Below are 25,046 nucleotides of genomic sequence, written 5' to 3' on the forward strand. Positions count from 1 at the left end.
GGCAAATCGAGTAACACCTCCCCCGGAGCACAACCGCATTTCGGGTAACACCCTAACCGCTCAAAATGACTTGCTTGCAGGTGTTACTCAAAATGACGGTGTGTGTGAGGCATCGCCTTCATGGGATGGCGAAACAGTGAAGCGGTACAATGGCACCTTCTCCCTGACATCGCCGCCGCTGTCTTCTCCGCCCCCATTGCTACGCCAAGGCGACGAAGATGAGGGATATATGCCGGAACCCGACCTCCCGGAGGGCTTCTGATGAAAGCAAGCTCTGAAATCCTTGAGCTGATCGAGGGCGACTTTCGCCGGGTCGAGTGGGCTGATTTCGTCCAGCTCCCCGTGCGGGAGATATGCCGCAGGCCCTTCGTCCTCAAGGCGCACGGGCTTTATTTCGTGGGAGATGGCTGGGGAACGGATGTTGGCAAAATCGTTGCTCGGAAGCACCCCGGGAAAGTCCGGCACCTGATTGAGTGGCTTGAGATCGTCCTCCCTTATTGGGACTCGGACCTCATGGACAAACCCCTTGCTGGCATCCCGCTGCGAAAGATCGGGGACGGCAACGCCTCGGAGATATTGGCGAGGATTCAGGCGTTGGCGAGTGCGGAGGCCATGGCATGACGGAGCGGCTTCTCACCCTCGATGCTTTCATGGCGCTGGGACGAGTGCCCGCCATCTGTCGGAGTGCGATCGAAAGAGGTTTGAGACAGGGCTGGATTAGTGGTATGAAACTCGGCAAGCGTTGGCTCGTTGATCCTGATGAGGTAATTAACGATCTTAAGAGCAGGGGGCGCAATGGGTATCAATCAAATCAAAGGGCGGGTGAAAAAGTGGCGCGTTCGCTATTACGAGGTGTCATACGAGGGCGGCAGGCTGATCCGTCGCCGCGTCTCAAAGTATTTCGAGAATCGGGACCTGGCAAAGGCGTTTTGGCACGAGAAGTCAAAAGACTCCGAAGCGTTCAAGGCAGGGCTCACGAAAACAATCCCGATCACCCTCAACCGATTCATTGCGGAGATGACTGAGGGGCATTTCGCCCACCGCTCGCCGAAATACCTGGCGGGGGAGTGGGGCAGGCTCGACCTCATGGCGACTTATTGGGAAGGGAAAGAGATGCACAAGATTGAGGCCCCGGAGATTCAGGCATTTCTTTATCGTCTCTCGGATCAGGGGTTGGCCTCAAAGACTGTTAAGAATTACCACGGGCTTTTGTCGCTGATATTCAACCAGGCGAAGCTCAGGCATCACGTTGAATCAAACCCCATGGAATACGTCCCGGCGCCGAAGGTTGTCCCCCGGCGCGAGGTTACGGCACTCTCCGAGATTGATATTGCGAGGCTCGTAAAGGCAGGTGAAAGCCCTGCATGGGAAAAGGCGGTAAAGACCGCACTGATCCTGATTCATACGGGCATGAGGCTGGGAGAGATGTTAAAAGTTAGAGTCGAGCGGGATGTTGATTTTGAGCGCAATTGCCTGAGAGTCCGATCAGTGGAAGGGGCGGAGACTAAAAACAAAAAGCCTCGCGTTATCCCTTTTTCGGATGTTTGCCGGGGCTTCTTTGCGGAGATTCGAGTCGGGCCGATATGGTCCGAGACGGGACGGGTTTTCGATGCTCAATTGCGCAAGCTGGGGGATGTGCTTAAAATCCATCTCCACGCCCACCGATTCAGGCACACCTTCGCATCCCTCAACCTGGCGGCGGGTGTCCCTGAGCCCATGGTGAGCGCATGGTTGGGCCACGGATCGAGCGCAATCACAAAACGCTATACTCACATGAGCGGCTATGACCTTCAATTTGCGCGTCTCGAAGTGGGCAAAAATTTGAGGCCAATTTGCGCCCAGTTTGATGAAAAATCACGCAAAGTGATGACAGGTGATGACAGGTGATGACAGGTGATGGAAGGACGGGAGATGAAGATATGATGCGGGTTAGAACCGAAAATATATGCACTTCAAGGGGATGTGAAAACCCCTGCATAAGTGGTCTTTCTGGGTTCAAATCCCGTCTCCCGCTCAAAAAGAAACGGCCCCGATTCTGGGGCCGTTTCTTTTCCCGTTTCTCTTTCCCCGCCTTTACACCTTTTCAATCTTCTGACATATGGACGCAATCGAGGAAGGGAGATCCGAATATGAACCGGAAAGTCGTGGCGATCATGGGGACCTATCGGAGGGGATGCATCACGGAGCAGACCGTCGACGCGATCCTGGGGGCGATCGGAAAGCGCGGCGGCCAGGGCGAAAAGATCGTGCTGCTCGATGAGAAGATCGAGTTCTGCAGGAACTGCCGGACATGCACCCAGGAGAGTGAGGATAAGAGGCGGGGCAGGTGCGTCATAGAGGACGATATGGATGGGGTCCTCGCGAAGATCGACGCTGCTGCTGCCCTGATCCTCGCGGCGCCCGTCAACTTCAGCAACACGACCGCGATCATGAAGCGCTTCATCGAGCGGCTCATCTGCTATACCTATTGGCCCTGGGGCAAGACGATACCTGTGAACCGCATAAAGCGCAGCGAGAAGAGGGCGATGCTCTTCACCTCGAGCGGCGCGCCGGCGATCATCAACAGGATCATCATGCCGTGCCCGCTCAAGGCCTTGAAGATTGCGGCAAACGTCATGGGGGCGCGGGTGAAGAAGAGCATCTACATGGGGTCGGCCGGCAAGGACCAGGGGGAGAAACTTGGCGCAGGCGACCTGAGTCGAGCCGAGTCCGCAGCCGCCTGGCTCCTCGGTTAACTCGGAGAATTCGCATTGTGATTCCGGCCTAAGCGTGCTAATTTTTTAATGAAAACGCTCACAGGGCCCCCATGAGAATCGCGCTGGTCAATCCAAATACCCTGCATCTCCCCGGGACCGTCCTCTCAGATGACGCGGCCATCGACGCCCTGGTCAAGCCTGGGGCGGTATGGTTCCGCGAGTTCTCGCCCAACGACTCGCTGCTTGCCCTTGCGGCGCTCACGCCCGAGGAGCACGAGCTCATCTACATGGACGATCAGTTCGGCACAATCGACCCGGACGCGAAGGTGGACCTCGCTGCGATCAGTACGGTGACGATGAACGCCGACCGGGCATATGAGCTGGCAGCGGCCTTCAGGGAGCGGGGTGTGCATGTGGCGATGGGCGGTATCCACGTGACCATGCTGCCCGAGGAGGCGGCCATCCATGTGGATACGGTCGTGACTGGCGATGCGGACCTGGTGTGGCCTAAGTTTCTCTCGGATCTTGAGTGCGGGAGGCCTAAGGTTCGCTATGACGGCGGCTACGCGGACATAAAGAAGAGTCCTCCGCCCAGGCTCTCGATACTTGAGCCTGAACGTTACTTTCGCCGCTGCTTCGGCCTGGAGGTATATGATCTTCGGACCTCGGCCGGATGCAGCAGGCGCTGCCGCTTCTGCGCGAACTGGATGAGGCAGGGCTGCGATCGCATGCACAAGAAGTCGCTGAAACAGGTCGAGGCCGAGCTCGCCCGGATAGCCGCCTTCGCAGGGCCGCGTCTGCTAAGCGTGAGCGACGACAACCTCTTCCTCGATCCGCGGTATGCCGCCGGGGTCATGCGCCTCATCCGCGACCACGGCTTCACGTGGATCGGTTCCGGCGACGTGTCGGTGACGAAGAGGCCGGAGCTCATGCGCCTCCTCGAAGAGAGCCGCTGCCGCGTGCTCTGCTTCGGCCTTGAGAGCCTCGACGCGAGGAACCTGCGGTGGCTCGCGCCATGGAAGGCGCGTCAGGTCCCGCGTTACCGCGAGGCGATCAGCGTAGCGCGCGACCACGGCATCAACGTGTGGGGGTCGTTCATCGCGGGTCTCGAGCACGACGATCTCGATGTCTTTCAGAGGATCCTCGATTTCTTTTTAGCGAGCAGCCTGAGCAGTGTGAACGTCGCCATCCTGACCCCGTATCCGGGCACAGAGGTGCGGCAGCGTCTGATAGACGAGGGTAGACTCGACATCTCCGCAGCCTGGAGCAAATACACGGCCTTCAACCTGCTCTTTCGCCACGATCGGTTCAGCTCGGAGCAGGTGATGAGAAAGCTGGAGTGGTTCTTGAGGAAGCTTGCAAGCCCCGAGATTCAGGAGCATCTCCGGCGGATCACATTGAGGCCGGAGGGAAATTAGGCTTCCACGGAGGATTCTATGAAGAAGAGCTATTATTTCATCAGCCCGGCGATGGAGCCGGCGCGCGGCAGGACGCGCGAGCTCATCGAGGAACTCGACGCACTGTGGCTGGCCGGCAAGAACGAGGGTGCAGGCGAGATCTGCGCCGCGCTCCATACGCTCGCCGACGAGAAGAATCTGCCCTACGTCTTCAGACAGATGGAGGGATCGCCTACGGTCGGCATGCTGAGGGACATCTTGAAGCTGCTCACCTCGTGCGATTGGAAGGGGAACGCCTTGTTCGAAAGGATCCTCAAGGGGCGCTCCGAGCAGACTATAAACCTGGACGCCGCCGGGGTGAGCTGCGCCACCGGGGGCCTGCATGCGGCGCTGCAGGGGTTGGGCGCCGCGGGCGGCGAGGTCATCACGACCTCGTTCAATTACATCGGGGTCGTCAACGCCATCAAACTAGCAGGCGCAAAGCCGAGGTTCGTGGATATAGACCCGCGCACCTGGTGCATGGATCCGGGCGCTGCGCGCGCCGCTGTGAACGACAACACCAGGGCGATCCTCCTCACGCACTTCAACCACTTCGCGGATCTTGCGCCGTTCTACGATATCTGCGAGGAAGGCGGCAGGAATGTCCCCCTCGTGCAGGACGCCTCCCTCGCCATCGGATCGAAGCGCGCGGGCCTTCGTCCCGGGTTCCTGAATATCGGCCGCCCCGGCGCCACGGTCATGAGCTTCACGATCTCGAAGATCATCTCCGGTCTGGGAGGGGCCATCGTCGTCTCCGACAGCAGCAAGCTGATAGAGCGCGTGCAGGTGATCGCGCACCAGGGGCTCAACCTGCGGGACGAATGCATCGTGGACGAGTTCGGCGCCAACTACAAGCTCTCCTACCTTAACGCGGCCATTGCGCGCGAGATGCTCAAGCGCTTCGACGGGATCGTCGGCCGCCGCCGCGAGATCAGGACCCGCTACGACGAGGCGTTCGCGCCGCTCGCCGCCGACGGCCTCATCGAGCTGCAGGGGCTCAGCGCGGATGACGCGGTGACGTATTACGGGATCCTGCTGCCGAAGGGCGTGGCATGGCGCGAGTTTGCGAAGCTCCTCTTCGACAGGCACGGCATCATCATGGGGCGATGGCACTGCCTGCACCAGGAGGAGATCTACAAGAGGGCGCAGGGCGATGCGGGCGCCTCCCTCCCTGTCACCGAGGAGATCAACAGGCGCATGCTCTTCCTGCCGCTGCACACCGGGTTTTCCGACGAAGATGCGAAGTATATCTGCGAGAAGACTGCGGAGGAGATCCGGCGGCTCTAGCGTTTTTTGATACCGATGGCAGCGAGTACCTTTTCCGGATCCTTGCCGAGCTTCTTGAGTGCGCGTTCGATCCCGTCCAGTTCGATCTCGACAGTCCCCAGGTTTGCCGCGATCGCGCGGATGAGCGTGGTCAGATCCACATTCGCCTCCGCCGAGATCCGCTCATAGATGGAGAGCGGGTAGACGTCTATGTTGAGGTCTGCGGTTGTGAGGTCGATGGCGGCTATTCCCTTCGATGGAGGCATGATCGGCGCCACGAGTTCCTCTCCGGCGCGGAGCAGCTGGTCGAAATCCACATGCAGCGCCATTCCCGTGCGCCTGAGCAGGGAGACGATCGCCTCGAGCTGCGCGTTGCCCGCGGCGCGTCCGATGCCCTTGAGGCTTGCATCGATCGAGACCGCTCCTGCGCGCACCGCGGCCAGGCTGTTGGCGTTCGCCAGTCCCATGTTGTTGTGGCCGTGGAAGCCCACGCCGATCGGGCATGACTCCCTGATGCGGGATATGAGATCAAAGACCTGCTCCGGTAGGAAATGGCCGGCCGTGTCCACGAGGTAAGCGATGTTTACCCCCATATCCTCGGCGATCTTCATCGAATCCACGAGCTTTTCAGGCTTCACTCGGGTGGAGCGCATCAGCTGGACAAATATCTCTATATCAGGGCGTCGCGACCTGGCGTGGGATATGTTTTTTTCAAGGATGCTCGGGTTGTCGCAGTTGGCGGCGAATCTTATGAAGTCGAGATGATCTATGACCGAATCTATGTCGCGGGGCAGGGTGCCCGGCTCAGGGTTCGCGATCACGCCGATCTTGGCCCTCTTCACCGCTGCCTTGGCTGATCTCACCTGGGCCACATCGCTCGCAGCAGGGGGCAGCCCAACCTTTTCACCGGCGCAGAGTCCGCAGCCGTGGCCGACTTCTATGTAGTCCACGCCTGCCCGGTCCAAGGCCTGCGCCACTGCAAATACCTGCTCCTCTGTGAACTGGTAGTTGACGGCATAGCTGCCGTCGCGAATGGTTACGTCTAATATCTTGATATCGTTGGTCGATTTGGTCATTTTCCCTCCGTGCGACGTCAAAAATGATATCTTATATTTAATGCGAATGCGAGGGGTTTGCGATGCAACTCGCCAGTCGGCCGTTATCTTGGCTTTTCACGGTTAACCCTTCAAGAAACAAAACAAATCCTTTGACAAAAGGCCGATTGAAATTTAAGGTCCGGCACCGAATTTAAAAACACCACAAGGTGTTAAATTTAATAAGGAAAAAGGAGGAATTAACAGAATGTGCGCCGTTCATATCCAACCCACTGAAGTGCAGAAAAACAGCGAGTTTGCGAGGCTCTTCGACGAGAGCGTGAAGAAGGTGACCCTCAAACAGGGGGAGATCATCAAGGGCAAGATCGTCGGCCTCACTCGCGACAACGTCATCGTGGACATCGGTTTTAAGTCCGAGGGCCAGATTCCTATCGAGGAATTCAAGAACCCGAGGGGCGAGATCACGGCAAAGCCCGGCGATGAGATCAACGTGCTCCTGGAGAACATCGAGAACGAGCACGGCCTCATGATCCTCTCAAAGGAGAGGGCCGACGCCATGCGCACCTGGGACGTCCTCACCGAGGTCAGCGAGAAGGACGGCGAGATCGAGGGAACGGTGGTCTCCAAGGTCAAGGGCGGGCTGTCGGTCGACATCGGCGTGCGTGCGTTCCTCCCCGGCTCCCAGGTTGATTTGAGGCCGGTCCGCAACCTCGAGAAGTACGTGGGCAACGTGTACAAATTCAAAATCATCAAACTCAACAAGAGGCGCGGAAACGTCGTCCTCTCCCGCAAGGTCATCTTGGAGAAGGAGAGGGAGGCGATGCGCGAGGCCACTCTCGCGAACCTCGCCGAGGGCCAGGTCTTCGACGGTATCGTCAAGAACGTCACGGACTACGGCGTCTTCGTGGATTTGGGCGGCATCGACGGCCTGCTACACGTGACCGACATGACCTGGGGAAGGATAAACCATCCCTCCGAGATGTTCTCGGTCGGCGACGAGATACGCGTCGCGGTGCTCAAGTTCGATCCCGAGACGCAGAAGGTGAGCCTGGGGCTCAAGCAGCTTATGCCCGATCCGTGGGCCGACGTGGAGTCGAACTATCCGGTCGGCTCCCGCGTGACCGGCAAGTGCACCAGCCTCACGGACTATGGCGCGTTCGTGCAGCTGACCGACGGCGTCGAGGGGCTCATCCACGTCTCGGAGATGAGCTGGACCAAGAAGATCAAGCATCCCTCCAAGGTCATGGCCGTGGGCGACACGGTGGACGCCATAGTGCTCGACGTGGACACCGAGAACAAACGCATCTCGCTCGGTCTCAAGCAGATCGAACCCAACCCCTGGGAGCAGATCAGCGAGAAATATCCGATCGGCAGCACGATCAAGGGCGCTGTGCGCAACATCGCCGATTTCGGGGTCTTCATGGACGTCAACGGCGAGATCGACGGCCTAATCCATATCTCCGACATAGACTGGGTCCAGAATTTTGCGCATCCCTCCGAGCTCTTCAAGAAGGGGGACGAGATTGAGGCTATAGTGCTTCACGTGGACCCGCAGAACGAGCGCTTCTCCCTGGGGCTCAAACAGCTCAAGGACGATCCGTGGGACCGCATCAAGTCTGCGTATAATGAAGGCAGCCGCGCGTACGGCAAGGTCCTCTCTAAGAGCGGCGCGGGCGCGGTCGTTGAGCTCGAGCCGGGCGTCGAGGGCCTCATCCCGGACGCGGAGGGCGGCAAGGAGTTGAACGCCGGCGATTCGCTCGACGTGGTCGTGAGGCAGACGAACCCCAAGGACCGCAAGTTCCTCTTGGCGCCTGCGGCGAAGAAGGATGGGGAATAAGGACAAAGCCGGGGGATACGAATGCGTCACAAGTGGCTCTTGATCGTCATTCCCGTCGCGGCCATGATCTTCATCGCGTTCATGGCCGGCATGGTCTCCTTTTTTGCGACAACGGGCGGCGGCACATCGATCTTCGGTGGCGGCAGGGTGGGTGTGATAGAGGTGAGAGGACCCATCATCTCCGCCGAAGAGACGGTGAAGGACATCGAGGAGCTGAAGAAGGAAGACGGGATCAAATCCGTGATATTGAGGATCGAGTCGCCCGGCGGCTCGGTCGGCGCGTCGCAGGAGATCCTGGAGGCCGTGAAGCTGCTGGCCAAGGAGAAACCGCTCGTCGCTTCGATGGGGTCGGTGGCCGCCAGCGGCGGGTACTACATAGCGTGCGGCGCCACGAGGATACTCGCCAATCCGGGCACAATCACGGGTTCGATCGGCGTCCGGATGGAGCACGTGGCAATAGGCGATCTGCTCAGATGGGCCAAGGTGAATCTCGAGACCCTGAAGAGCGGCCGCTATAAGGACATAGGCACGATGGAGAGGCCGCTCACGGATGAGGAGAGGGGCATTCTGCAGGATCTCCTCGATGAGCTCCGCGGGCAGTTCAAACAAGCGGTGATGGAGGCGCGAGGCCTGTCCGCGGAAGAGGTCGAAGCGTTGGCGGACGGCAGGGTCTTCACCGGGATCCGAGCCAAGGACCTCGGTCTCGTCGACGAGATAGGCGGATTCGCCGAGGCCATAAAACTCGCTGCGCAGCTCGGAGGCATCTCCGGCGAACCCGAACTCGCGTATCCCAAGAAGCGGGGAGGCTTCATCAAGAGGATGATTGAAGGCGCAGCCGAATCGCTGGATTTTCTCGCCGGATCGGCTGCGGATTACCGGCGGCCCGTGATGAAGATATAGGCTTCAGTTAAACCTTAAGGGCGTGAAAGGAGGACGGCCTTGAACAAGAGCGATCTGATCGAACTGCTGTCGAAGAAATTGCCCAACCTGGCTGCGAGGGACGTGGAGGTGATCGTCAATACTGTTTTCGACAGCATGACCGACGCGCTGGGCAAAGCCGAGCGCATCGAGATCCGCGGATTCGGCAGCTTTGAGGTCCGCGTGCGCAAACCGCGCGTGGGACGCAATCCCAAGACCGGACAATCGGTCGACGTGGGCGAGAGGTTCGTCCCATTTTTCAAGGTCGGCAAGGAGCTGCGCGAACGCGTCAACAAGGGGGTCTGATGGAACGCCTGTGGGCGCCCTGGCGCATGAAGTTCATCGAGGAGCTGCGCGAGCGGGGCTCGGGCTGCATCCTCTGTGAGCTCGCAGCCCAGGGCGATGACCGCAAGAGGCTGGTCCTTCACAGAGGCAAAAGATGTTACGTCGTCCTGAACCGCTTTCCTTATAACAACGGCCATATCATGGTGGTGCCTTATAAGCACGCGGGGGAGCTCGCGTCCCTCGAACCAGGCGATTACTCGGAGATGCTCTCCATCTCTTCGCACGCGGTCCGCATCATGCGCGAGAGGATGGAGGCCGATGGCTTCAACATTGGGATCAACATAGGCGCCGTGGCCGGCGCGGGGATCACCGATCACATCCACATGCACCTGGTGCCCAGGTGGAACGGCGACTCCAATTTTCTGCCGGTGTTGGGCGAGACCAAGTGCATGCCGGAATATCTCGAGGAGACCTATGACAGGCTCGCCGGAGATTTCTCAAAGATAGGAAAATGAAGCAGGGGGATTTCGATGAAAAAACTGATATTCGCGTTCCTGATGGCCGCTCTCTTCTTCGCGCTGCTCAACTTCATTTACTGCAATCTCGACGAGAGCGTGTTCGGATACAAGATCGTGTTCAAATTCACCGTCCCGTATATGTTCGCGCTGCAGTCCTCCCCGCTGCCGATGGGCTTCGTGCTCCTCGTGACGTTCTGCGCAGGCATGATCACGATCGCGCTGCTGGAGGCGCTGCCCTCGTTCTTCAAGACGCTGGAGATACGCTCCAAGAACAAGAAGATCCGGCAGCTGGAGAGGGAGCTCGACGTGGTCCGCGGTCTCGGGGAGGTCAGGGAGACGCGGGTTGAGGAGAGCGAGAGCTCGGAGAAGAAATGATCCTTCAGAATGTCCTGTAGACGATGGCCTTCCTTTGTTCCAGCCTGCCCAGCGCCGCCTTCATCCTCTCGTCGTCGAATCCCAGGTGGCTTGCGATATCGCTGCCGCTCAGCTTTCCGGTGGAGTAATGGAAGATCGAGCTCTCCTCCGCGTCCATCAATACCCCTTCGAATGCGTAGAGGCCGTCTTCGCTCATGCCGAACGCGGGCAGCCTGGTCGGCATCAGGTGCCTCCAGCCGTCGCCCGCCTCGAGCCGGTATTCCGCGAATTTTTCGGCCTTCTGCCTCAGTATCTCGGTCTGTATTTTTTTCATCTTCTCCATGAGCCCCTCTTCCAGGAGTATCATGGACTTGTGGAAGTGGCCGACGTTCGCCCTTATGGCGTCTATCGCCCTTTTGGTGCGTTCGCCGCCTGAGGCCAGGGCGGCGCGCATCATCTCGAAGCTCTCGGTGAACATGTCGAAGCGGGCCCTGAATATCTGCGCGCGGCTCATCTCCGCGGTCCTCGTTACGCAGTTGTCGAAACTGACCGAGGTGTAGAGCTCAGGGTCGAGCATCTCGATGCCGTACCTGTCGGGGTGCATGAATATCTCTGTCCCGGGCAGGGGGGTCATGAAGGTGAAGTTGAGCTGCAAAAAGCCCTTCGAGTCCTTTGCGAGCCTGGACATGAGATCCCTCGTCGAGTTCAGCGTGGCGGGCGACTCAAAGGGGCCGCCCACGATGAATCCGGCGTGATAGAGGAGCTCCAGGTCGGCGCAGGCGCTGCAGACCCTGCGCGCCTGGTCGAGTGTGATGCCCTTTCGATACGCCGCGAGCACGCGCTCGTCCCCGGACTCGATCCCCAGCTGCAGGAATCGGAGTCCCGCCGCCTTCATGACCGCGAGCACCGAGGGGTCGTGCGCTATTCTGTCGATTCGCGCCTCCGCGTACCAGATGAATTTGCTGCCACCGCCGACCTGTTTGATCGCGTCGCAGACCGCCGCGGTCCTCGCAAGGTCGAAGGTGAACGTGTCGTCCGCTATGGTGAGAAACGGGAGTTTGCGCCCCTTTGAGGAGAAGATAGCGTCGATGTCCGCGGCGATCTTACCCGGGCTGCGCCACCTGATCTTGCTCGAGAGGAGCGGCGCCGCGCAGAAGGTGCAGCGATAAGGGCATCCGCGCGCGGTCGCCAGCGCGGGCGCGTACGGGATCACCTCCGAGTCCAGCACCGTCGAATAGTCGGGCGATGGCAGCTCGTCCAGGTCGATGGGCTTCGGCATCTCGTTTCTCACGATGCGATTGCGGCTCATGCGCATGATCCCGCGGACCTCCGAGAGCCTGCGTTTTTTAAGGAGGTCGAGGCACGCGATCTCGCCCTCGCCGATCACCAGCGCGTCGGGCATGGCCTCCCGCATCAGCGCCTCCGACGCGAGCGTGGCGTGCGGGCCGCCGAGGACGACGCGGGAGTCGGGGGAGAGGGCGCGCACGATCCGCACCAGGCGCATTGCGGTGAAGACGGTGTCGGAGAGCACGTCGATTCCGATCCAGCGGGGTTTCTCCTCGGCCAGAAAGTTCGCCAGCTGCCTCATCGAAAACTTGGGGCTGCGGCAATCGATGATCCTGGAGCGGAGGCCGTTAGCGTTGAGGAATGATGAAAGGCCGACGAGGCCTATGGGCGGCAGGAAGTATTCCATGTCTAGCGGCGAGATGCCGGATTCGCAGTGGATGAGCAGGAGGTCGATCATCCATCAACCCCTCATGCCGCGGGTGGAACGGCGTATCTTCGCAAGCTCGGTCTTCGCCTTTCCCTCGACCTCGACCGATTCCGCTTTTTTCTTGGTCTGCTGCAGTGCCTTGAGGCCGATGGCTTTCTCCTCGGCGCGCGTCGTTGGCTTGCCGGAGAACGAAGATACCTGCATCGCCGCCTTGGCGCTGACCGCATCTATCTCGGCCTTCTCGATCGCGTCGTGGACCTGTTCGCCCTTTGTCTTGAGCATGTGGTTGAGCAGGATCTCGAGGTTTCTGAGCGGGGAGGGGCTCTTCTTCAGGAGCTCCTTGATCTTCAGCTTTGCCGGCTGCTTGATAATTATCAGTCCGCCAGACTCGCGGAATTCCTTCTTGATCTCGTCCAGGAATTTCGCGAGATCCGCCTTCGGCAGCGAGCACGAGGGAGCGATCGACGCCTCGAAGAGCTCGTTCAAGCCAGGGTCGTCGTATTTTCCCTCGTTTATCATCATGGCGTCGAAGGGTATGCGGATCTCGCCCTTGTAGCGGTACTGATCGAGCGCCGTGAACTGGTCGTGCGTGAGCAGGAATGTGCCGTCCGCCTGCCGCATGGGTTCGAAGATCGCCCTCCACTCCTGCATGCCGATCCTCTGCGTGTCCACGAAACCCATGGTCCAGAGCTGCTTCACGTCCTTGTTGGTGTAGCGGATGTGCTTGCCGTCGGGGGTCTTCTGGAGGGTCTCCCAGAGGTACTCCATGACGTCGAATTTATCGAGGGTGAGAGCCATTTGAGGTCCTTTCCTTGAGCGCGGCCTGTCAGCGGGCCAAATCGTTGAATATGATAAAGAAAGATAGGGAAAAAGAAAAGGGGGATGAGCGAGTCATCCCCCTCGGTCGATCGGTCTTGTCCGGATCAGGCGGCTGCAGGCTTCCCGTAGGCGTAGTTGGTGCGGAAGAGCCGATCCAGCGCCTTGGTGTTGATCCTGCCCGCCTTCTCTGTCTTGAGTTTTTCCGCAACCCTGGCCTTGGCTATGGAGAGCTGTTTTTCCTGTTTGACGCGGCTCTCGTTCGCCTTGAAGTACTCGGCCTGGAATTCGACCTTGTCGCTTATTCCCTTCTCCTGCCAGTAGGACTTGTCCATCTCCATTTCCATCTGTTTCTCGGCCATGGCGTCCTGGTGTTCCAACTGGCTCAGCGTGGATTTGCGCTGGAAGTCCATCTGGTTTTTGGCGGTGACGTAGCCGATTATGCTGGAGCATATGCCGGCCACTGTGGAGCCGATGCTCATGCCTATCTGCGCCTGCGCCAGGTTCTCCATGCCGGAGGATGCGCCGGCAGCGGTCTGCGATGTCGGGGGTACGTTTGTGAAGCTTGTATCAGGGAGCGCATTGGCTGCATCCGGAGTCATATTCACCACGTTACCTGTGGCGGTGTCGGTAAACCACAGATTATTGGAGGTGCTCATCTCTGGTATGTACGTTAAAGACATAATCTCTCCCTTATGCCGCTATCGAGGGCGTTCCCAAGTCCCAGCTGCCGCGGCTGAAAGCGTCGGTCACTGAGAATATCTTTGCCCTCTCGGTCTTGCCCTTCTCCTCGATCGCCGCGAGCCTGGACTGCGTGTTGCCCTCGAGCTTCGCCATGCGCTCCTCGTGCATGCACTGCTCTAGGTGCATCGTGCTCTGGGCAGTGATCGCCTTCTCCTGCACGTCCATCTGCCTGAGCGACACGTCCATCTGATAGCCGGCGATATTGTCCTGAACCTCGTAGTACTTGTTTGCGATCTCGAGCTGGCAATTCATCGCCTTGTTCGCGAGCCCGTAGTTGCAGAGCATGTTGACCATGCCGTTTAGCATGCCGCCGGCCTGGAGACCGAACTGGCCCCACATGTAACCTTCCATCATCTCGTCGTTCTTGGGGCTCCAGTTGACGTTCATGCTCGTGCCGCCGCCCGCAGGGGCGATCGACTGGTTCGGCAGGGTGACCGGGTTGAACTGGGGCGGGCCTGACTGGCTTGCGCCGACCTGCTGCTGGTTGGAATAGGCCGGCGGATAACCCGTAGCCTGATTCTGTTGATTCTGGTTGTAGACCTGGCCTGCGCTCATCATATGATTTCTCCTCTTCTATGACTGCAGATTGAGCTGAGACTGACTGGCGTTGCCCGAGGGCTCCACCGGCGTTCCATGGCTGTAATGTTCGGATGAACTGTTGGTCTTCTTGCTGTCTCCCAGCTTCTTCAACTCCGCCACAGTTTCGTATTTTGCCTTCCTGTTTTTGAACTGCTCGGTCATTATCGCGCTTCCCATTGCCATGATATTGGCGAGGTTGGTTCGCTCCTGCTGCCTGTAGGCAGCCTCCTGCTGGGCATCCAACTTCTTTTCGGCCTTACCCTCGGCATCCTCCTGCGCCTCGAGCATCTCGTTCTGCAGCTCCTCTGCCTGCTGCTGCTGAGCGACGCTCACGCCCACGGTCACGCCTACGGTGATAACGCTCGATACGATGCCCAAGATCGCGCCGAGCGAACACCCCAGAATTGCTGTAAGTCCAATTATTCCAAGCATTTTAGCTCCTGGTGCTTTCCCCTCGTACTAATTATCGGTTGGCAAAAGACCCAAAGTTGCGTGTCCTGCGATTTTTTTTGGATAGAAAAACGACCCATAATCCTTGCCTTAGCCCGGCCTGCTATGGTAGCGGGCAGGCCATGCAAGAGAGCGCATCTGTCATTGAAAACCCTCCTACCCCCATGCTCAGGCAGTACGCGCGCATCAAGTCCCAGTATCCTGACTCCATAGTTATGTTCCGGCTAGGTGATTTTTATGAAATGTTTTATGAAGACGCTGTGTTAGCTTCAAATATCTTAGGTATAACATTAACATCCAGGAATAAAAAAGAGCCAAACCCCATACCCTTGTGCGGCGTTCCACATCATTCTGTGGAGCCATATCTGGCTAAGTTATTGGAAAATGGCAAGAAAGTGGCGATCTGCGACCAGATGGAGGACCCGCAGCTCGCCAAGGGCATCGTGAAGAGGGAGGTCACAAGGGTCCTGACCCCTGGCGTGATTGCGGATGGGCTGGGCTTAGGGCAGAGGAGTTCGAACCACCTGGCCAGTATCTATATATATGATGGAATCCTGGGACTGGCCGTTGTCGAGGCATCGACCGGATATTTCGCTGCCTCAGAGTATGATGGCGTGGATGGACTCCTGGAAGAGCTGGCAAGGGTCGAGCCCAGGGAGGTGCTCATCCTTGCGGATCAGCCCTCCGAATCCAGGATCGAGTCAGGGATCAGCGCTGCCTGCCCGGGCATACTCTTCACCAGGCTCGATGAGACGAGCTTCGACCCCGCGAACATCGCTCCCCTGGATGGCGCGGCTGAGATCCGCGGTTCGATGCCCGTTGCCGCAAGGGCGGCAGGTGGCGCCATGGCCTACCTCGCAGCCACCCAGATGGGCCGCACCCGTCAGATGACGAGGATTGAGACGATATCGCAGACCTGCGTCATGCGCCTGGACGAGCAGACCAAGAGAAACCTGGAGCTGGTGAAGACCATGCGCGAAGGCGAGCGCGAGGGCTCGCTCCTCTGGGCGCTCGACCGCACGAAGACCGCGGCGGGGGCCAGGCTCCTCAGGCGCTGGCTCCTCTATCCGCTGACAGAGCCGGCGCGGATCGAGGCCAGGCTCGATGCGGTGGAGGCGATCTACAAGGAGCCTGCGCTCATGCGAGCGCTCTCCGCCGCGCTGGGCGAGATCTACGATATCGAACGGATCGCGAGCAGGGCGGCGGCAGGCAGCGGAAACGCGCGCGACCTCGTGGCGCTTGCCCGCTCGCTCGAAGCAGCGGCGCAGCTCAAACAGGAGTTGGCGGGGCGCGCGCAGGCGCTCGCGGATTTCGCGGAGAGGATCGACGATCTCGCGGCTCTTTGCACGAAGATCGCAGCCACTATTGCGGAGGAGCCGCCGCTGGGCGTGAAGGAGGGCGGGCTCATAAAGGCCGGGGTCAGCGCGGAGCTCGACGAGATCAGGGACGCGATCGCGAATGGAAAGCGCATCATCGCAGGCATGGAGGAGGCGGAGCGCGCCTCCACGGGCATCGGCTCGCTCAAGATCCGCTTCAACAGGGTCTTCGGCTATTACATCGAGGTCACCAACGCACACAGTGACAAGGTCCCTGATCGCTACATGCGCAGGCAGACCCTGGCGAACGCGGAGCGCTATATCACCCCCGAGCTCAAGGAGCACGAGGAGAAGGTGCTCGGCGGCGAGGAGCGGGCACGGGCCATGGAGCACGAGATGTTCGCCCAGCTCCGCGAAGAGGCGGGCTGTGCGATCTCCGCCCTGCAGCGCACGGCCTCTGCTATAGCGGCGATCGACGTTCTCACCTCCTTCGCAGGGGTGGCTGCTGAGTACGATTACGCGAGACCGGTGGTGGACGACTCCCAGGAGATCGAGATCAACGACGGGAGGCATCCGATCGTTGAGAGGCTCTGCCCCGCGCGCTTTGTGCCCAACGACGTGAGAATCGGCGGGGATGATCTTAGGCTCCTCATGATCACCGGCCCCAACATGGCCGGCAAGTCCACGGTCATGCGCCAGGTGGCCCTGATCGCGCTCATGGCCCAGATCGGGTCGTTCGTGCCGGCGAGGAGGGCGCGCATAGGGGTGGTGGACCGGATATTCACGAGGGTCGGCGCCTCGGACGCGCTGGCGCAGGGGCAGTCCACCTTCATGGTCGAGATGTCCGAGGCCGCCCTGATCCTCCGCGAGGCGAAGAAACAGAGTCTCGTGATCATCGACGAGATCGGCAGGGGTACGAGCACGTTCGACGGTCTGGCCATCGCGTGGGCCGTGGCAGAGGACCTGCATGACAGGGTGGGCAGCCGCACCATGTTCGCCACTCACTACCACGAACTCACCGACATGGCCCTCACGAAGCCCGGGATTTCGAACTATCACATCGCGGTCAAAGAATGGAACGGAAAGATAGTCTTCCTCCGCAAACTCATGCCTGGCGCCACATCGCACAGCTACGGGATCCAGGTGGCGGCGCTTGCGGGGCTGCCGGGCTGCGTGATCGAAAGGGCGCGCGAGGTCCTGTCAAACCTCGAGGCCGGCGAGTTCGACGAGGTCGGCAGACCCCGGATCGGCTCCTCCAAGGCGGCCAAACCCCGTAGGGAGCATGCGGGACAGATGCCCCTCTTCATGGGCCAGGCGATCAAGCTTTAGTTGAAAGGTCGTTGGCCTGATGGTAATATCGCAGACAATCATGAAGACATCTCTTTCCATATCGATAGTCGTTGCGATCCTGCTCGCAGGATTCGCCGCGCAGGCAGACCCCTCTATCGCGGCCTACGAGAAGAGCAAACCCTGCTACACGAAGCTCGTCGAGGCCTCGGGAAAATCGGCTTCTGAGAAAGACTGGCGCTCCTGCATCGATCAGTTCAATGAGGTCTACAGGAACTACCCTACCGGGGCGCGCGCAGCCGCTTCCCTCTACTCCTCCGCAAAGCTGAAGAAAGGCCTCTACGACAAGGACAAGGATCGCGCCGAGCTCGAAGGCGCCGTGAAGGATCTAAACCTCCTGGTGAGGGAGTTTCCCAAGAGCTCTCTGGCGGACGACGCGCTCTACCTTATCGGCGTGATACGCAGAGACGATCTCAAACAGCCTGATCGAGCGCAGCGCGCCTTCAGCTACCTCGTCGAGAATTATCCTGACGGCGATATGGCGACCAAGGCGCGCGTTGCGATGGAGACGGGAGGCGCGGCCAAGGCGAAGCTCACTGCCGATGCAGAGGCGGCCGTGGCCGACATGTCGCAGGAGGCCGCCCCGGTTGCTGCCGAACCTGTTGTCGAAGCTCAGGCCTCGCCGACGACGCCACGCGACAAGGTCGTCGCCAAGGCGAGTTCCTTTGATCGCGCCGCACTTGAGGAGGTGAAACTCACGAAATCGAAGGGCCAGACCAAGGTCGAGCTCATTCTGGACAAGGAGGTCGAGTTCACGGTCGAGTACACCGAGCTCGGTCCCAGGACCATGTCCCCTGCGACGCTGGAGCTCTCGATCTTGCACTCGTACCCAAAGGGCAATATAGAGAAGAAGGTGGATCTCGATTCAGCGCAGCTTATCTCCTACAAGATCGGCAAGCTCCTCCTCTCCAGCGGGATCAAGGCCTCCTTTGTGCTCGCGCCAGGCGCGCGATACGACATAAAGAATCAGAAAGGCGTGATCTCGGTCAGCTTCTTCTCGTCCGGAGATGTTCCGGCGCCTGCGGCTGTCCCTGCCAAGGGGGGCGATGCGGAGAAATCCAAGGCAGGCGAGGACCTCTCGGAGCTCAGGATAGTGATCGATCCTGGCCATGGCGGCGACGACGAGGGGGCGGTGGGGCCGAAGGGGACACTGGAGAAGGACGTGACGCTCGCGCTCTCCAGGGAGCTCGAAGCGATGCTCCGCAAAGAGGTGGGCGCGAAGGTCTGGCTCACGAGGACTTCCGACAAGACGCTCACGCTCGAGCAGCGCCACGAGTTCGCCGCCAGGAAAAAGGCGGACCTCTTCATATCAGTGCACGCCAACGCCTCGAGAGAGAGCTCCGCGTCCGGCGTAGAGACCTATTACCTGAACAACGCGACCGACGAGGCGGCGCGCAAGCTGGCCGCGCGCGAGAACCGCTCCTCCGGCAAGAAACTCACGCAGGTCGAGCACATTCTCTCCACAATGTTGCAGAACTACGATGCGGCACAGTCGCGCGATCTTGCCTCGGACGTTCAGTCAAGGCTGGCCAAGCGAGTGGGCAACCTTGCGGGGGGAGGGGTGCAGAACAGGGGCGTCAGGTCCGCTATGTTCTATGTCCTCGTAGGCGCCCGGTGCCCTGCTATACTCGTCGAGGCCGCATTCATCTCCAACCCCAGGGAGGAGAAACTCCTGCGGACCGACGCCTTCCAGAGGAAGATCGCCTTGGCGGTGACCGAAGGCGTTAAGCTCTACTTCAAGCAGAAAGACAGCCGAGTAGTGTCCCTGTGATGCAAAAAGACATCCTGCTACAGTTGCCGAGACCGCCCCTGGCGGATGAGCCTCTGTTCGCGCGCGATCAGGTCGCGGCGGTCCGGGCTCTCGTCCTGGAACGCAGGGGATGGTTCGAGTCCGCCCTCGAACAGGGCTGTGCGCCCCTTGAGATAAACCGCGCGAGCAGCGACTCCATAGACTCCGCCGTCTGCCTGCTCTTCAGGAATGCCGAGTTGAAGTCAGGTGTGAAGAGCGCGTTGGTCGCGCTCGGAGGCTACGGCCGGAGGGAGATGGCGCCGCTCTCGGACGTGGACCTGCTCTTCCTCATGGAGGGCGGCTCTCAAGACGAGGCGAAACCTCTCGCCGACGCGATACTCTATCCTTTCTGGGACAGCGGCGTGAACGTGGGCGGCGCCACGAGAACCGTCGCCGACTGCAGGGATGTCATGACGACGGACGTGCGCGCGCTCACGGCGATGCTCGACGCAAGGCTCGTCGCGGGCTCGTCGGAGCTCTATGACGGCTTCAAGCAGCTCATCTGCGAATACTTCTCAAACGCCAGGCAGCGAAAAAAATTCATAACGCTGAAGATCAGGGAACACGAGAAGAGGCTTCAGAGATTCGGAAGCTCCATCTATCTTGCGCAGCCGAACGTGAAGGAGGGGGAGGGCGGCCTCAGGGAATACCACACCCTCATGTGGTGTGCGCGCGCGGCGAGGCCCGGAGACGATCCGGCCGCCGTCTTGGCCCGTTACCTCCGCGACGAGGTCGCGGTGAGGCGCATGAACGCGAGCTACGGGTTCCTCTGGTCCGTAAGGCAGGCGCTGCATCTTGCCGAGGGCTCCTGGAACGACAGGCTCGCCGAGGGGGTGCAGGAGGAGGTTGCACGCAGGCTCGGCATCCGGCGCCAGGGAGGCGAGGGCGATGCGCAGCGACTCATGTCGCTCTATTATTCCAACGCGGAACAGCTTCACCTGGCCTGCGAACGTGGTCTCGAGATGATAAGGCGCGAGGTAGAGCCCTCTTCAATCTTTTCCTCGATCATTCTCAGGCGCAGGCTCCCCGGCGGATTCGTGAAGACCGAGAACGGCACTCTCCTCATGGATGCGGTCGCGGGCGAGTTCAGCCCCGACGTCGTGATGAAACTGTTTGCGACCGCCCGGCGGACCGGCTTGCCCGTGGATCCGGAGACCAAGGCCGCGCTGACGGCGAACGGCGGATGGCGGACCGGGCTGAAACAGGGGGAGGCCTTGTCGGAGGCCCGCTCCATATTCTCAGAGATCTCCCATCTCGACCGTGTACTCGTGGAGATGCACGAGTGCGGGGCGCTCGAAGGAGCGTTCCCTGAGATGGAAGAACTCTTTCACGCCGCGCAGCGCGACGGGGTTCATCTGTACACGGTGGGCGTGCACTCGATAAAGACCGTGGGCGAGATCGCAGCGCTCGTCGCCGGGGCGAAGCGTCCGGCGCACAAGAGGGCGCTGGCCCAGATCAGGAGGCCGCACGTCCTGGCGCTCGCGGCGTTCCTCCACGACATAGGCAAGGGCCGCGGCGGGGATCATGCGGGCAAGGGCGCTGTGATCGCGCATGAGATCGCAAAAAGGCTCGGGCTCGATGCGGCCGACTGCCAGGACATAGAGTTCCTCGTCCGCTCGCACCTTCTCATGGCCACGCTGGCCTTCAAGAGGGATATCAACGACCCGGCCCTGATAGAGAGGTTCGCCCAGTCGGTGCGCTCGGCGGAGCTTCTGGCCATGCTCTACCTGATCACATACGCCGACCTGCGCGCCGTGGGGCCGTCGGTATGGAGCGAGTGGAAGGGCGGGCTGCTGGACGACCTGTATGGGCTGACGCAGGAGCACATGGCAGCGGGCGGCGCCGCCCCTGAAAAGAGGGCGCGTGAGTCCGAGAGGATCATCAGGTCCGTTCTCCGACGGATAGGTGCGGGTTGTGAGGAAGAGCGCGTCAGGGAGTTCCTCGAGACCCTGCCCGAGCGATACCTTTTTTCCGTGGATCCGGAGTCCGTGGCCGCCCACTTCATGATGTCGCGCGACGTGGGCGAGAGGGCTTGCGCCACCATCACCAGGGAGGTTTCTGAAAAGGGGTGCACGGAATTCTCGGTCGTGACGCCGGATTCGCCGGGACTGTTCGCGAAGATCGCGGGCGTGCTCTCCGCGAACGGCGCCAACATCGTCACCGCGCAGCTGTACACATCCGCCCACGGCATGGCGATAGACGTCCTGTGGGTCACCGACTCGCTGCACAGGCCCATGAACGATCCCGAACGATGGTCCAGGATTCGCTCGGAACTCGTAGAGGCGGTCTCCGGCGAGAGGGAGCTCAAGAAGATAGTCGGCGGCCGATTCAAACAGAGGCTTCTGGCGTGGAACGCGGCCAGAAAGCCTGTCGAGGTATTGGTTGACAACGACGTCTCCGCGCTGCACACCGTGGTCGAGATATCGGCCGACGACCGCAGGGGGCTGCTCTACACGATAGCGGACACCATCCACGAGCTCGGCCTAATGATAGATCTGGCGCGCATCACCACCCATGTTGACCGGGTGACCGATGTCTTCTATATTAAGGAGGCGTCAGGGAAAAAGGTCGAGGCCCAGGAGAGGCTCGACGGCATAAGGCGGGCGCTTTCCGATGCGCTTGCGGAGTGAGGGCGACAGATGGTCTGGTACGTGATAGCCGGGATAGCGGCGACTGCAGCGCTGGGGTTGCTCGTCGTCACGTTCGTCAGGGATCGAAGGTATATGAAGAAGAAGACGTCCGAGGCCATGAGCCGCGAGCTGTGGACAGAGATCGAGGAGGAACGCGAAGATGGAAGGCAGAGGCAAGAGAAGTGGCAAAGGGCGCTCGGTGAGGCCAGGAAGAAGGGCTGATGGCTCGCATTAAGATCTGCAAAGATCCTGACTGCCAGGATGCGGCTACGACCGGCGGCTACTGCAGGCTGCACTACCTCAAACACTGGAGCAGGATAAGACAGGCCGAGAAACGCGCCGCGCTGCGCAGGCTCAACCGCTACATCGAATACGTATGCAAACAGAATCCCGAGGATTACGTAGAGGCGATCAAGAAGGACCTCCGCAGCCCGCAGTTCGCGAACTACGTTGACGACAACTTCGCGGACGAGGAGGGCGCCGTCCTCTTCGACGAGGCCGAGGACGAGGAGTCCATCGACAGGATAATAAAAAAGCTGAAGGTGGAAGAGGGATTTTGAATTAAAAACCCCGGGTTCGTCCCGGGGTTTTTAATTTTCAAGTCATGTGATCCGCGATCATGCTTTCTTGCGCGAAGGGAGCCAAATAAGCGCGAACGCTACGGCTGCGAACACGAGCAGCGACAGCGCTCCGCCGTGGGAGTTGAGGAGCGGAAGCTCGTCGACCCCGAAGATCTTGCCTGACAGCGAAGGTATGCCGATCAGGACGAGGGAGGCCAATATCACGCCTGTGATCGCCTCGCCTGCGATGAAGCCGGACGCCAGCAGCACCCCCGGTCCTTCGAGTCCCTCGACATAGGTTCCGCGCCTCTTCGCCAGAAGGTCCGCGAGCCACTTGATGACGCCGCCGACGAAGATCGCGAATGTGGCCTGGAAGGGCAGGTACATGCCGACCGCGATCAGCATCGGGGCGGGCGCCTTGATCAGGATCAGCGCCAGCGAGAAGAACATGCCGATGATGAGCAGGCCCCACGGCATCTCGCCCGCTATTATCCCCTTCGCCAGCTGCGCCATGAGGCCTGCCTGCGGCGCGGGGAGGTTGATGTCGCCGATGCCGAGCCCCCCTGCGGCGATGTTCCCCTCGTGCAGCACGATGATCGGCAGGATCAGCGTGAACGCGACGACGACCGTGCCTATCAGCGCGGCGAGCTCCATCTTCCAAGGGGTTCCGCCGATCAGTTGCCCCACCTTGAGATCCTGTATCATGTCGCCGGAGAGGCAGGCGATGCAGCAGACCACCGCCGCGATCGCGAGCACCGCTGCGATCCCGGGCAGCCCCTTGAAGCCGAAGAGGAGCATCACGAGCGCCGCGATGACCAGGGTCGTGAGCGTGAGCCCGGAGACCGGCTGATTCGAGTTGCCGACTATGCCGACGAGCCAGCCGCCGACCGCCGCGAAGAGGAAGCCGGTGATCAGCATCACGATCGCAGCGACGATCGTGGCCGCGAGGTTGTTCGTGAAGTGGTAGTATATGAAGGCCATCGGGATCGCGAGCCCGAGCCCGGCGATGAACACGGTGCGCAGGTTGAGGTCGCGCTCCAGCCTTGTCTTGCCCACGGCGTGGTGTTCGTGCTTGCTGAATACGCCCTTGAGCGCGCTGATGAGCGAGTTTCTGAGGCCGTAGAGCGTGTAGATCGAGCCGACGAGCATACCGCCCACGGCTATCGGCCTTATGAGGTTGTACCAGGCGGTGTACGCCATGTCCTCGACGGTTACCATGGAGCCGGTAGCAGTCAACTGGTCCATGAAGTTCGGGTTCAGAAAGAGCGCCAGCGGTATGAGGACGAGCCAGGCGAAGACTCCGCCCGCGAAGTTGATCGCAGCGTACTTGGGGCCGATTATGTAGCCCACGCTCATGAGCGCAGGGGAGGCGAGCGGGCTCTGGAACGCTATGCCTCCGCTGTGGCTTATGTCGGCCAGAGGCTCTTTGCCGCGATTGAAGTGGTGAATGACGGAGCGCGGAAAGTGGATGAAGAACTGTTTGGTCTCCTGGAAGATCGCGATGCCGCTGGGGTTCTTGAGCATCTCGACGAGAATACCCAGGCCGAGTGCGCCGAAGACCAGCCCTGCGCCGCTCGTCCCGCTCTGGCCGCTCTTCACTATCTCGTAGCAGGCCTGCCCCTCGGGGAAGGGGAGATCCGCGTCCACCAGCAGCGTGCGTCGAAGCAGGATCACGAAGAGGATGCCCATGAGGCCGCCGACCAGGCAGATCAGCGATGACTCCCAGTAGTTGAACCCGGTCCAGAGCCTTTCGCCGTCGAGGCTCACCATCACGAACGCGGGCAGGGTGAAGATCGCGCCCGCGACCAGGGCTTCGCCGACCGCGGCCGCCGTCCTGGTGATGTTCTGTTCGAGGACCGTGCCGCGGAAGAAGGGCAGTCTGAAGGCCGCGATGGCGATCACCGCTGCCGGGAACGAAGCCGAGACGGTCATGCCCGCCTTCAACCCCAGATAGGCGTTGGCAGCGCCCAGGACCACTGCCATGACGATGCCGAGCAGCAGCGCCTTGAGCGTGAATTCGCGCATGTCGGTCTTCTCAGGCACATAGGGTTTCAGTTCGGTGGACATCATATCCCCCTTTGCGGATAGGGCCTGCTCTGCAGGCATTTTGCCCGGACTACCCGATCGGAGGCTTCGTGTCAAACATATGATCACACTTGCCTTTTCATTGGCGTGTGCTATGCAGGCCCGGCACGTAAACCGAGGCTCGGCAGATATTGTCGACACCTCATTAAGATCGAAAGGAGGGCGTTATGGCGACACAGTACAATACCAATGACGTGGCCCAGCTCATCGATCGGTACATGAAGGCGTACGAGACTCGCAACATAGACGTGTTGGCGCAGACCGTTTCAAAGGATGTGAACTTTGTGGCCTACGGAACCGACCAGGGGGAGGTATGGCACGGTTGGGAGGTCTACCTTGGGGCGACTGAGAAACTCTTCGGCGCGCTCGACGAGATCCACTGGCAGAGGGGAAAGCCCGCGATTCGGTTTTCACAGGACGGGAACGTGGCCTGGTTCGCGGAGGAACTCAGCGGCAAGTTCCTCACCGGCGGTGAGGAGCATGGCTGCGATCTGCGCATCACAGGAATAGCGGAGAAGCGCGGCGGGCAGTGGACGATCGTTCAGTTCCACCGCTCGGTTCCGTTCACGCCGCACGCGGTTCCGTACCTCGAGACGCACGGGGTGCGCTTCGACTGATTTGACGTCAACCGGAGGATAACTAATCACTACA

At 60.3% G+C, this 25,046-nt stretch carries 24 protein-coding genes; 17 read left to right on the forward strand and 7 right to left on the reverse strand.

The genetic code is table 11. The annotated features are described in order from the left end of the window. The 6 genes from WC683_05215 to WC683_05240 all read left to right on the forward strand — a co-directional run. Nucleotides 1-262 (forward strand): hypothetical protein (locus WC683_05215; GenBank protein ID MFA4971992.1); only part of this gene is annotated, 262 nt, incomplete at its 5' end. After that, complete coding sequence (locus WC683_05220; protein MFA4971993.1) at nucleotides 262-621, forward strand: hypothetical protein; 360 nt, start codon at nucleotides 262-264, stop codon at nucleotides 619-621. The genes WC683_05215 and WC683_05220, both read left to right, overlap by 1 nt. 231 nt (nucleotides 622-852) lie before the next feature. Beyond that, on the forward strand, nucleotides 853-1,887 hold the full coding sequence (locus WC683_05225) for a site-specific integrase (GenBank protein MFA4971994.1): 1,035 nt from the start codon (nucleotides 853-855) through the stop codon (nucleotides 1,885-1,887). A gap of 242 nt (nucleotides 1,888-2,129) precedes the next feature. Continuing rightward, on the forward strand, nucleotides 2,130-2,735 hold the full coding sequence (locus WC683_05230) for an NAD(P)H-dependent oxidoreductase (GenBank protein ID MFA4971995.1): 606 nt from the start codon (nucleotides 2,130-2,132) through the stop codon (nucleotides 2,733-2,735). Between the two features lie 71 nt (nucleotides 2,736-2,806). After that, nucleotides 2,807-4,114 (forward strand): radical SAM protein, encoded by a 1,308-nt coding sequence (locus WC683_05235; protein ID MFA4971996.1) that lies wholly within the window; start codon nucleotides 2,807-2,809, stop codon nucleotides 4,112-4,114. 18 nt (nucleotides 4,115-4,132) lie between these two features. After that, entirely contained in the window at nucleotides 4,133-5,419 is a 1,287-nt protein-coding gene (locus WC683_05240; GenBank protein MFA4971997.1) for a DegT/DnrJ/EryC1/StrS family aminotransferase, read from the forward strand. Here the strand turns inward: WC683_05240 and WC683_05245 are convergent. Continuing rightward, nucleotides 5,416-6,474, reverse strand: a complete 1,059-nt coding sequence (locus WC683_05245; GenBank protein MFA4971998.1) for a 4-hydroxy-2-oxovalerate aldolase — start codon at nucleotides 6,472-6,474, stop codon at nucleotides 5,416-5,418. The genes WC683_05240 and WC683_05245 overlap by 4 nt on opposite strands. Before the next feature lie 226 nt (nucleotides 6,475-6,700). Between WC683_05245 and WC683_05250 the strand changes: the two genes are divergently transcribed. From WC683_05250 to WC683_05270, 5 genes are read left to right on the forward strand one after another with little or no spacing between them, the layout of a single operon-like run. Further along, complete coding sequence (locus WC683_05250) at nucleotides 6,701-8,290, forward strand: 30S ribosomal protein S1 (GenBank protein ID MFA4971999.1); 1,590 nt, start codon at nucleotides 6,701-6,703, stop codon at nucleotides 8,288-8,290. Nucleotides 8,291-8,311: 21 nt separating this feature from the next. Further along, nucleotides 8,312-9,190: a signal peptide peptidase SppA gene (gene sppA / locus WC683_05255; protein MFA4972000.1), complete on the forward strand. Its 879-nt coding sequence runs from the start codon at nucleotides 8,312-8,314 to the stop codon at nucleotides 9,188-9,190. A gap of 39 nt (nucleotides 9,191-9,229) precedes the next feature. Continuing rightward, nucleotides 9,230-9,514: an integration host factor subunit beta gene (locus tag WC683_05260; protein MFA4972001.1), complete on the forward strand. Its 285-nt coding sequence runs from the start codon at nucleotides 9,230-9,232 to the stop codon at nucleotides 9,512-9,514. Then, entirely contained in the window at nucleotides 9,514-10,008 is a 495-nt protein-coding gene (locus WC683_05265) for an HIT domain-containing protein (GenBank protein MFA4972002.1), read from the forward strand. Before WC683_05260 ends, WC683_05265 begins: the two co-directional genes overlap by 1 nt. Nucleotides 10,009-10,023: 15 nt before the next feature. Beyond that, nucleotides 10,024-10,386 (forward strand): LapA family protein, encoded by a 363-nt coding sequence (locus WC683_05270; protein ID MFA4972003.1) that lies wholly within the window; start codon nucleotides 10,024-10,026, stop codon nucleotides 10,384-10,386. A 4-nt stretch (nucleotides 10,387-10,390) separates the two neighbouring features. On the opposite strand, the gene WC683_05275 is transcribed toward WC683_05270, so the two are convergent. The 5 genes from WC683_05275 to WC683_05295 form a co-directional block, all read right to left on the reverse strand. After that, nucleotides 10,391-12,109 (reverse strand): radical SAM protein, encoded by a 1,719-nt coding sequence (locus tag WC683_05275; protein MFA4972004.1) that lies wholly within the window; start codon nucleotides 12,107-12,109, stop codon nucleotides 10,391-10,393. Between the two features lie 3 nt (nucleotides 12,110-12,112). Continuing rightward, a complete protein-coding gene (locus WC683_05280; protein MFA4972005.1) occupies nucleotides 12,113-12,877 on the reverse strand; it encodes a hypothetical protein in 765 nt (254 codons plus the stop codon). A 125-nt stretch (nucleotides 12,878-13,002) separates the two neighbouring features. Next, the gene (locus WC683_05285; GenBank protein MFA4972006.1) at nucleotides 13,003-13,578 is read right to left on the reverse strand and encodes a hypothetical protein; all 576 of its coding nucleotides are present in this window, start codon (nucleotides 13,576-13,578) and stop codon (nucleotides 13,003-13,005) included. A gap of 10 nt (nucleotides 13,579-13,588) precedes the next feature. After that, nucleotides 13,589-14,197 (reverse strand): hypothetical protein, encoded by a 609-nt coding sequence (locus WC683_05290; GenBank protein ID MFA4972007.1) that lies wholly within the window; start codon nucleotides 14,195-14,197, stop codon nucleotides 13,589-13,591. Between the two features lie 15 nt (nucleotides 14,198-14,212). Then, on the reverse strand, nucleotides 14,213-14,650 hold the full coding sequence (locus WC683_05295; GenBank protein ID MFA4972008.1) for a hypothetical protein: 438 nt from the start codon (nucleotides 14,648-14,650) through the stop codon (nucleotides 14,213-14,215). A gap of 182 nt (nucleotides 14,651-14,832) precedes the next feature. Here WC683_05295 and mutS point away from each other — a divergent pair, with 182 nt between their 5' ends. Genes mutS through WC683_05320 form a run of 5 tightly spaced genes read left to right on the forward strand, consistent with a single transcriptional unit; the run spans nucleotide 14,833 to nucleotide 22,310 of the window. Then, nucleotides 14,833-17,313, forward strand: a complete 2,481-nt coding sequence (gene mutS / locus WC683_05300; GenBank protein MFA4972009.1) for a DNA mismatch repair protein MutS — start codon at nucleotides 14,833-14,835, stop codon at nucleotides 17,311-17,313. A gap of 40 nt (nucleotides 17,314-17,353) precedes the next feature. Further along, complete coding sequence (locus tag WC683_05305) at nucleotides 17,354-19,102, forward strand: N-acetylmuramoyl-L-alanine amidase (GenBank protein ID MFA4972010.1); 1,749 nt, start codon at nucleotides 17,354-17,356, stop codon at nucleotides 19,100-19,102. Then, on the forward strand, nucleotides 19,102-21,750 hold the full coding sequence (glnD, locus tag WC683_05310; GenBank protein MFA4972011.1) for a [protein-PII] uridylyltransferase: 2,649 nt from the start codon (nucleotides 19,102-19,104) through the stop codon (nucleotides 21,748-21,750). Before WC683_05305 ends, glnD begins: the two co-directional genes overlap by 1 nt. A 9-nt stretch (nucleotides 21,751-21,759) precedes the next feature. Then, a complete protein-coding gene (locus WC683_05315; GenBank protein ID MFA4972012.1) occupies nucleotides 21,760-21,972 on the forward strand; it encodes a hypothetical protein in 213 nt (70 codons plus the stop codon). Further along, the gene (locus tag WC683_05320) at nucleotides 21,972-22,310 is read left to right on the forward strand and encodes a hypothetical protein (protein ID MFA4972013.1); all 339 of its coding nucleotides are present in this window, start codon (nucleotides 21,972-21,974) and stop codon (nucleotides 22,308-22,310) included. Before WC683_05315 ends, WC683_05320 begins: the two co-directional genes overlap by 1 nt. A gap of 57 nt (nucleotides 22,311-22,367) precedes the next feature. On the opposite strand, the gene WC683_05325 is transcribed toward WC683_05320, so the two are convergent. After that, nucleotides 22,368-24,377 carry an oligopeptide transporter, OPT family gene (locus WC683_05325; protein MFA4972014.1) on the reverse strand — a complete coding sequence of 670 codons (2,010 nt, stop codon included), beginning with the start codon at nucleotides 24,375-24,377 and terminating at the stop codon, nucleotides 22,368-22,370. A gap of 185 nt (nucleotides 24,378-24,562) precedes the next feature. Here WC683_05325 and WC683_05330 point away from each other — a divergent pair, with 185 nt between their 5' ends. Beyond that, on the forward strand, nucleotides 24,563-25,012 hold the full coding sequence (locus WC683_05330) for a nuclear transport factor 2 family protein (protein ID MFA4972015.1): 450 nt from the start codon (nucleotides 24,563-24,565) through the stop codon (nucleotides 25,010-25,012). Nucleotides 25,013-25,046 lie beyond the last annotated feature (34 nt).

It is taken from the genome of bacterium (genome assembly GCA_041648665.1).
Classification (GTDB): Bacteria; UBA10199; UBA10199; order 2-02-FULL-44-16; family JAAZCA01; genus JAFGMW01.

Excerpts from the sequence above, each read along its gene's own strand:
- WC683_05290 (MFA4972007.1), bottom strand. The coding sequence starts at position 14,197 with ATGATGAGCGCAGGCCAGGTCTACAACCAGAATCAACAGAATCAGGCT.
- WC683_05295 (MFA4972008.1), bottom strand. The coding sequence starts at position 14,650 with ATGCTTGGAATAATTGGACTTACAGCAATTCTGGGGTGTTCGCTCGGC.
- mutS (MFA4972009.1), top strand. The coding sequence starts at position 14,833 with ATGCTCAGGCAGTACGCGCGCATCAAGTCCCAGTATCCTGACTCCATA.
- glnD (MFA4972011.1), top strand. The coding sequence starts at position 19,102 with ATGCAAAAAGACATCCTGCTACAGTTGCCGAGACCGCCCCTGGCGGAT.
- WC683_05285 (MFA4972006.1), bottom strand. The coding sequence starts at position 13,578 with ATGTCTTTAACGTACATACCAGAGATGAGCACCTCCAATAATCTGTGG.
- sppA (MFA4972000.1), top strand. The coding sequence starts at position 8,312 with ATGCGTCACAAGTGGCTCTTGATCGTCATTCCCGTCGCGGCCATGATC.
- WC683_05320 (MFA4972013.1), top strand. The coding sequence starts at position 21,972 with ATGGCTCGCATTAAGATCTGCAAAGATCCTGACTGCCAGGATGCGGCT.
- WC683_05305 (MFA4972010.1), top strand. The coding sequence starts at position 17,354 with ATGAAGACATCTCTTTCCATATCGATAGTCGTTGCGATCCTGCTCGCA.
- WC683_05275 (MFA4972004.1), bottom strand. The coding sequence starts at position 12,109 with ATGATCGACCTCCTGCTCATCCACTGCGAATCCGGCATCTCGCCGCTA.
- WC683_05230 (MFA4971995.1), top strand. The coding sequence starts at position 2,130 with ATGAACCGGAAAGTCGTGGCGATCATGGGGACCTATCGGAGGGGATGC.
- WC683_05280 (MFA4972005.1), bottom strand. The coding sequence starts at position 12,877 with ATGGCTCTCACCCTCGATAAATTCGACGTCATGGAGTACCTCTGGGAG.
- WC683_05240 (MFA4971997.1), top strand. The coding sequence starts at position 4,133 with ATGAAGAAGAGCTATTATTTCATCAGCCCGGCGATGGAGCCGGCGCGC.
- WC683_05245 (MFA4971998.1), bottom strand. The coding sequence starts at position 6,474 with ATGACCAAATCGACCAACGATATCAAGATATTAGACGTAACCATTCGC.
- WC683_05265 (MFA4972002.1), top strand. The coding sequence starts at position 9,514 with ATGGAACGCCTGTGGGCGCCCTGGCGCATGAAGTTCATCGAGGAGCTG.
- WC683_05330 (MFA4972015.1), top strand. The coding sequence starts at position 24,563 with ATGGCGACACAGTACAATACCAATGACGTGGCCCAGCTCATCGATCGG.
- WC683_05270 (MFA4972003.1), top strand. The coding sequence starts at position 10,024 with ATGAAAAAACTGATATTCGCGTTCCTGATGGCCGCTCTCTTCTTCGCG.
- WC683_05235 (MFA4971996.1), top strand. The coding sequence starts at position 2,807 with ATGAGAATCGCGCTGGTCAATCCAAATACCCTGCATCTCCCCGGGACC.
- WC683_05315 (MFA4972012.1), top strand. The coding sequence starts at position 21,760 with ATGGTCTGGTACGTGATAGCCGGGATAGCGGCGACTGCAGCGCTGGGG.
- WC683_05250 (MFA4971999.1), top strand. The coding sequence starts at position 6,701 with ATGTGCGCCGTTCATATCCAACCCACTGAAGTGCAGAAAAACAGCGAG.
- WC683_05325 (MFA4972014.1), bottom strand. The coding sequence starts at position 24,377 with ATGTCCACCGAACTGAAACCCTATGTGCCTGAGAAGACCGACATGCGC.
- WC683_05220 (MFA4971993.1), top strand. The coding sequence starts at position 262 with ATGAAAGCAAGCTCTGAAATCCTTGAGCTGATCGAGGGCGACTTTCGC.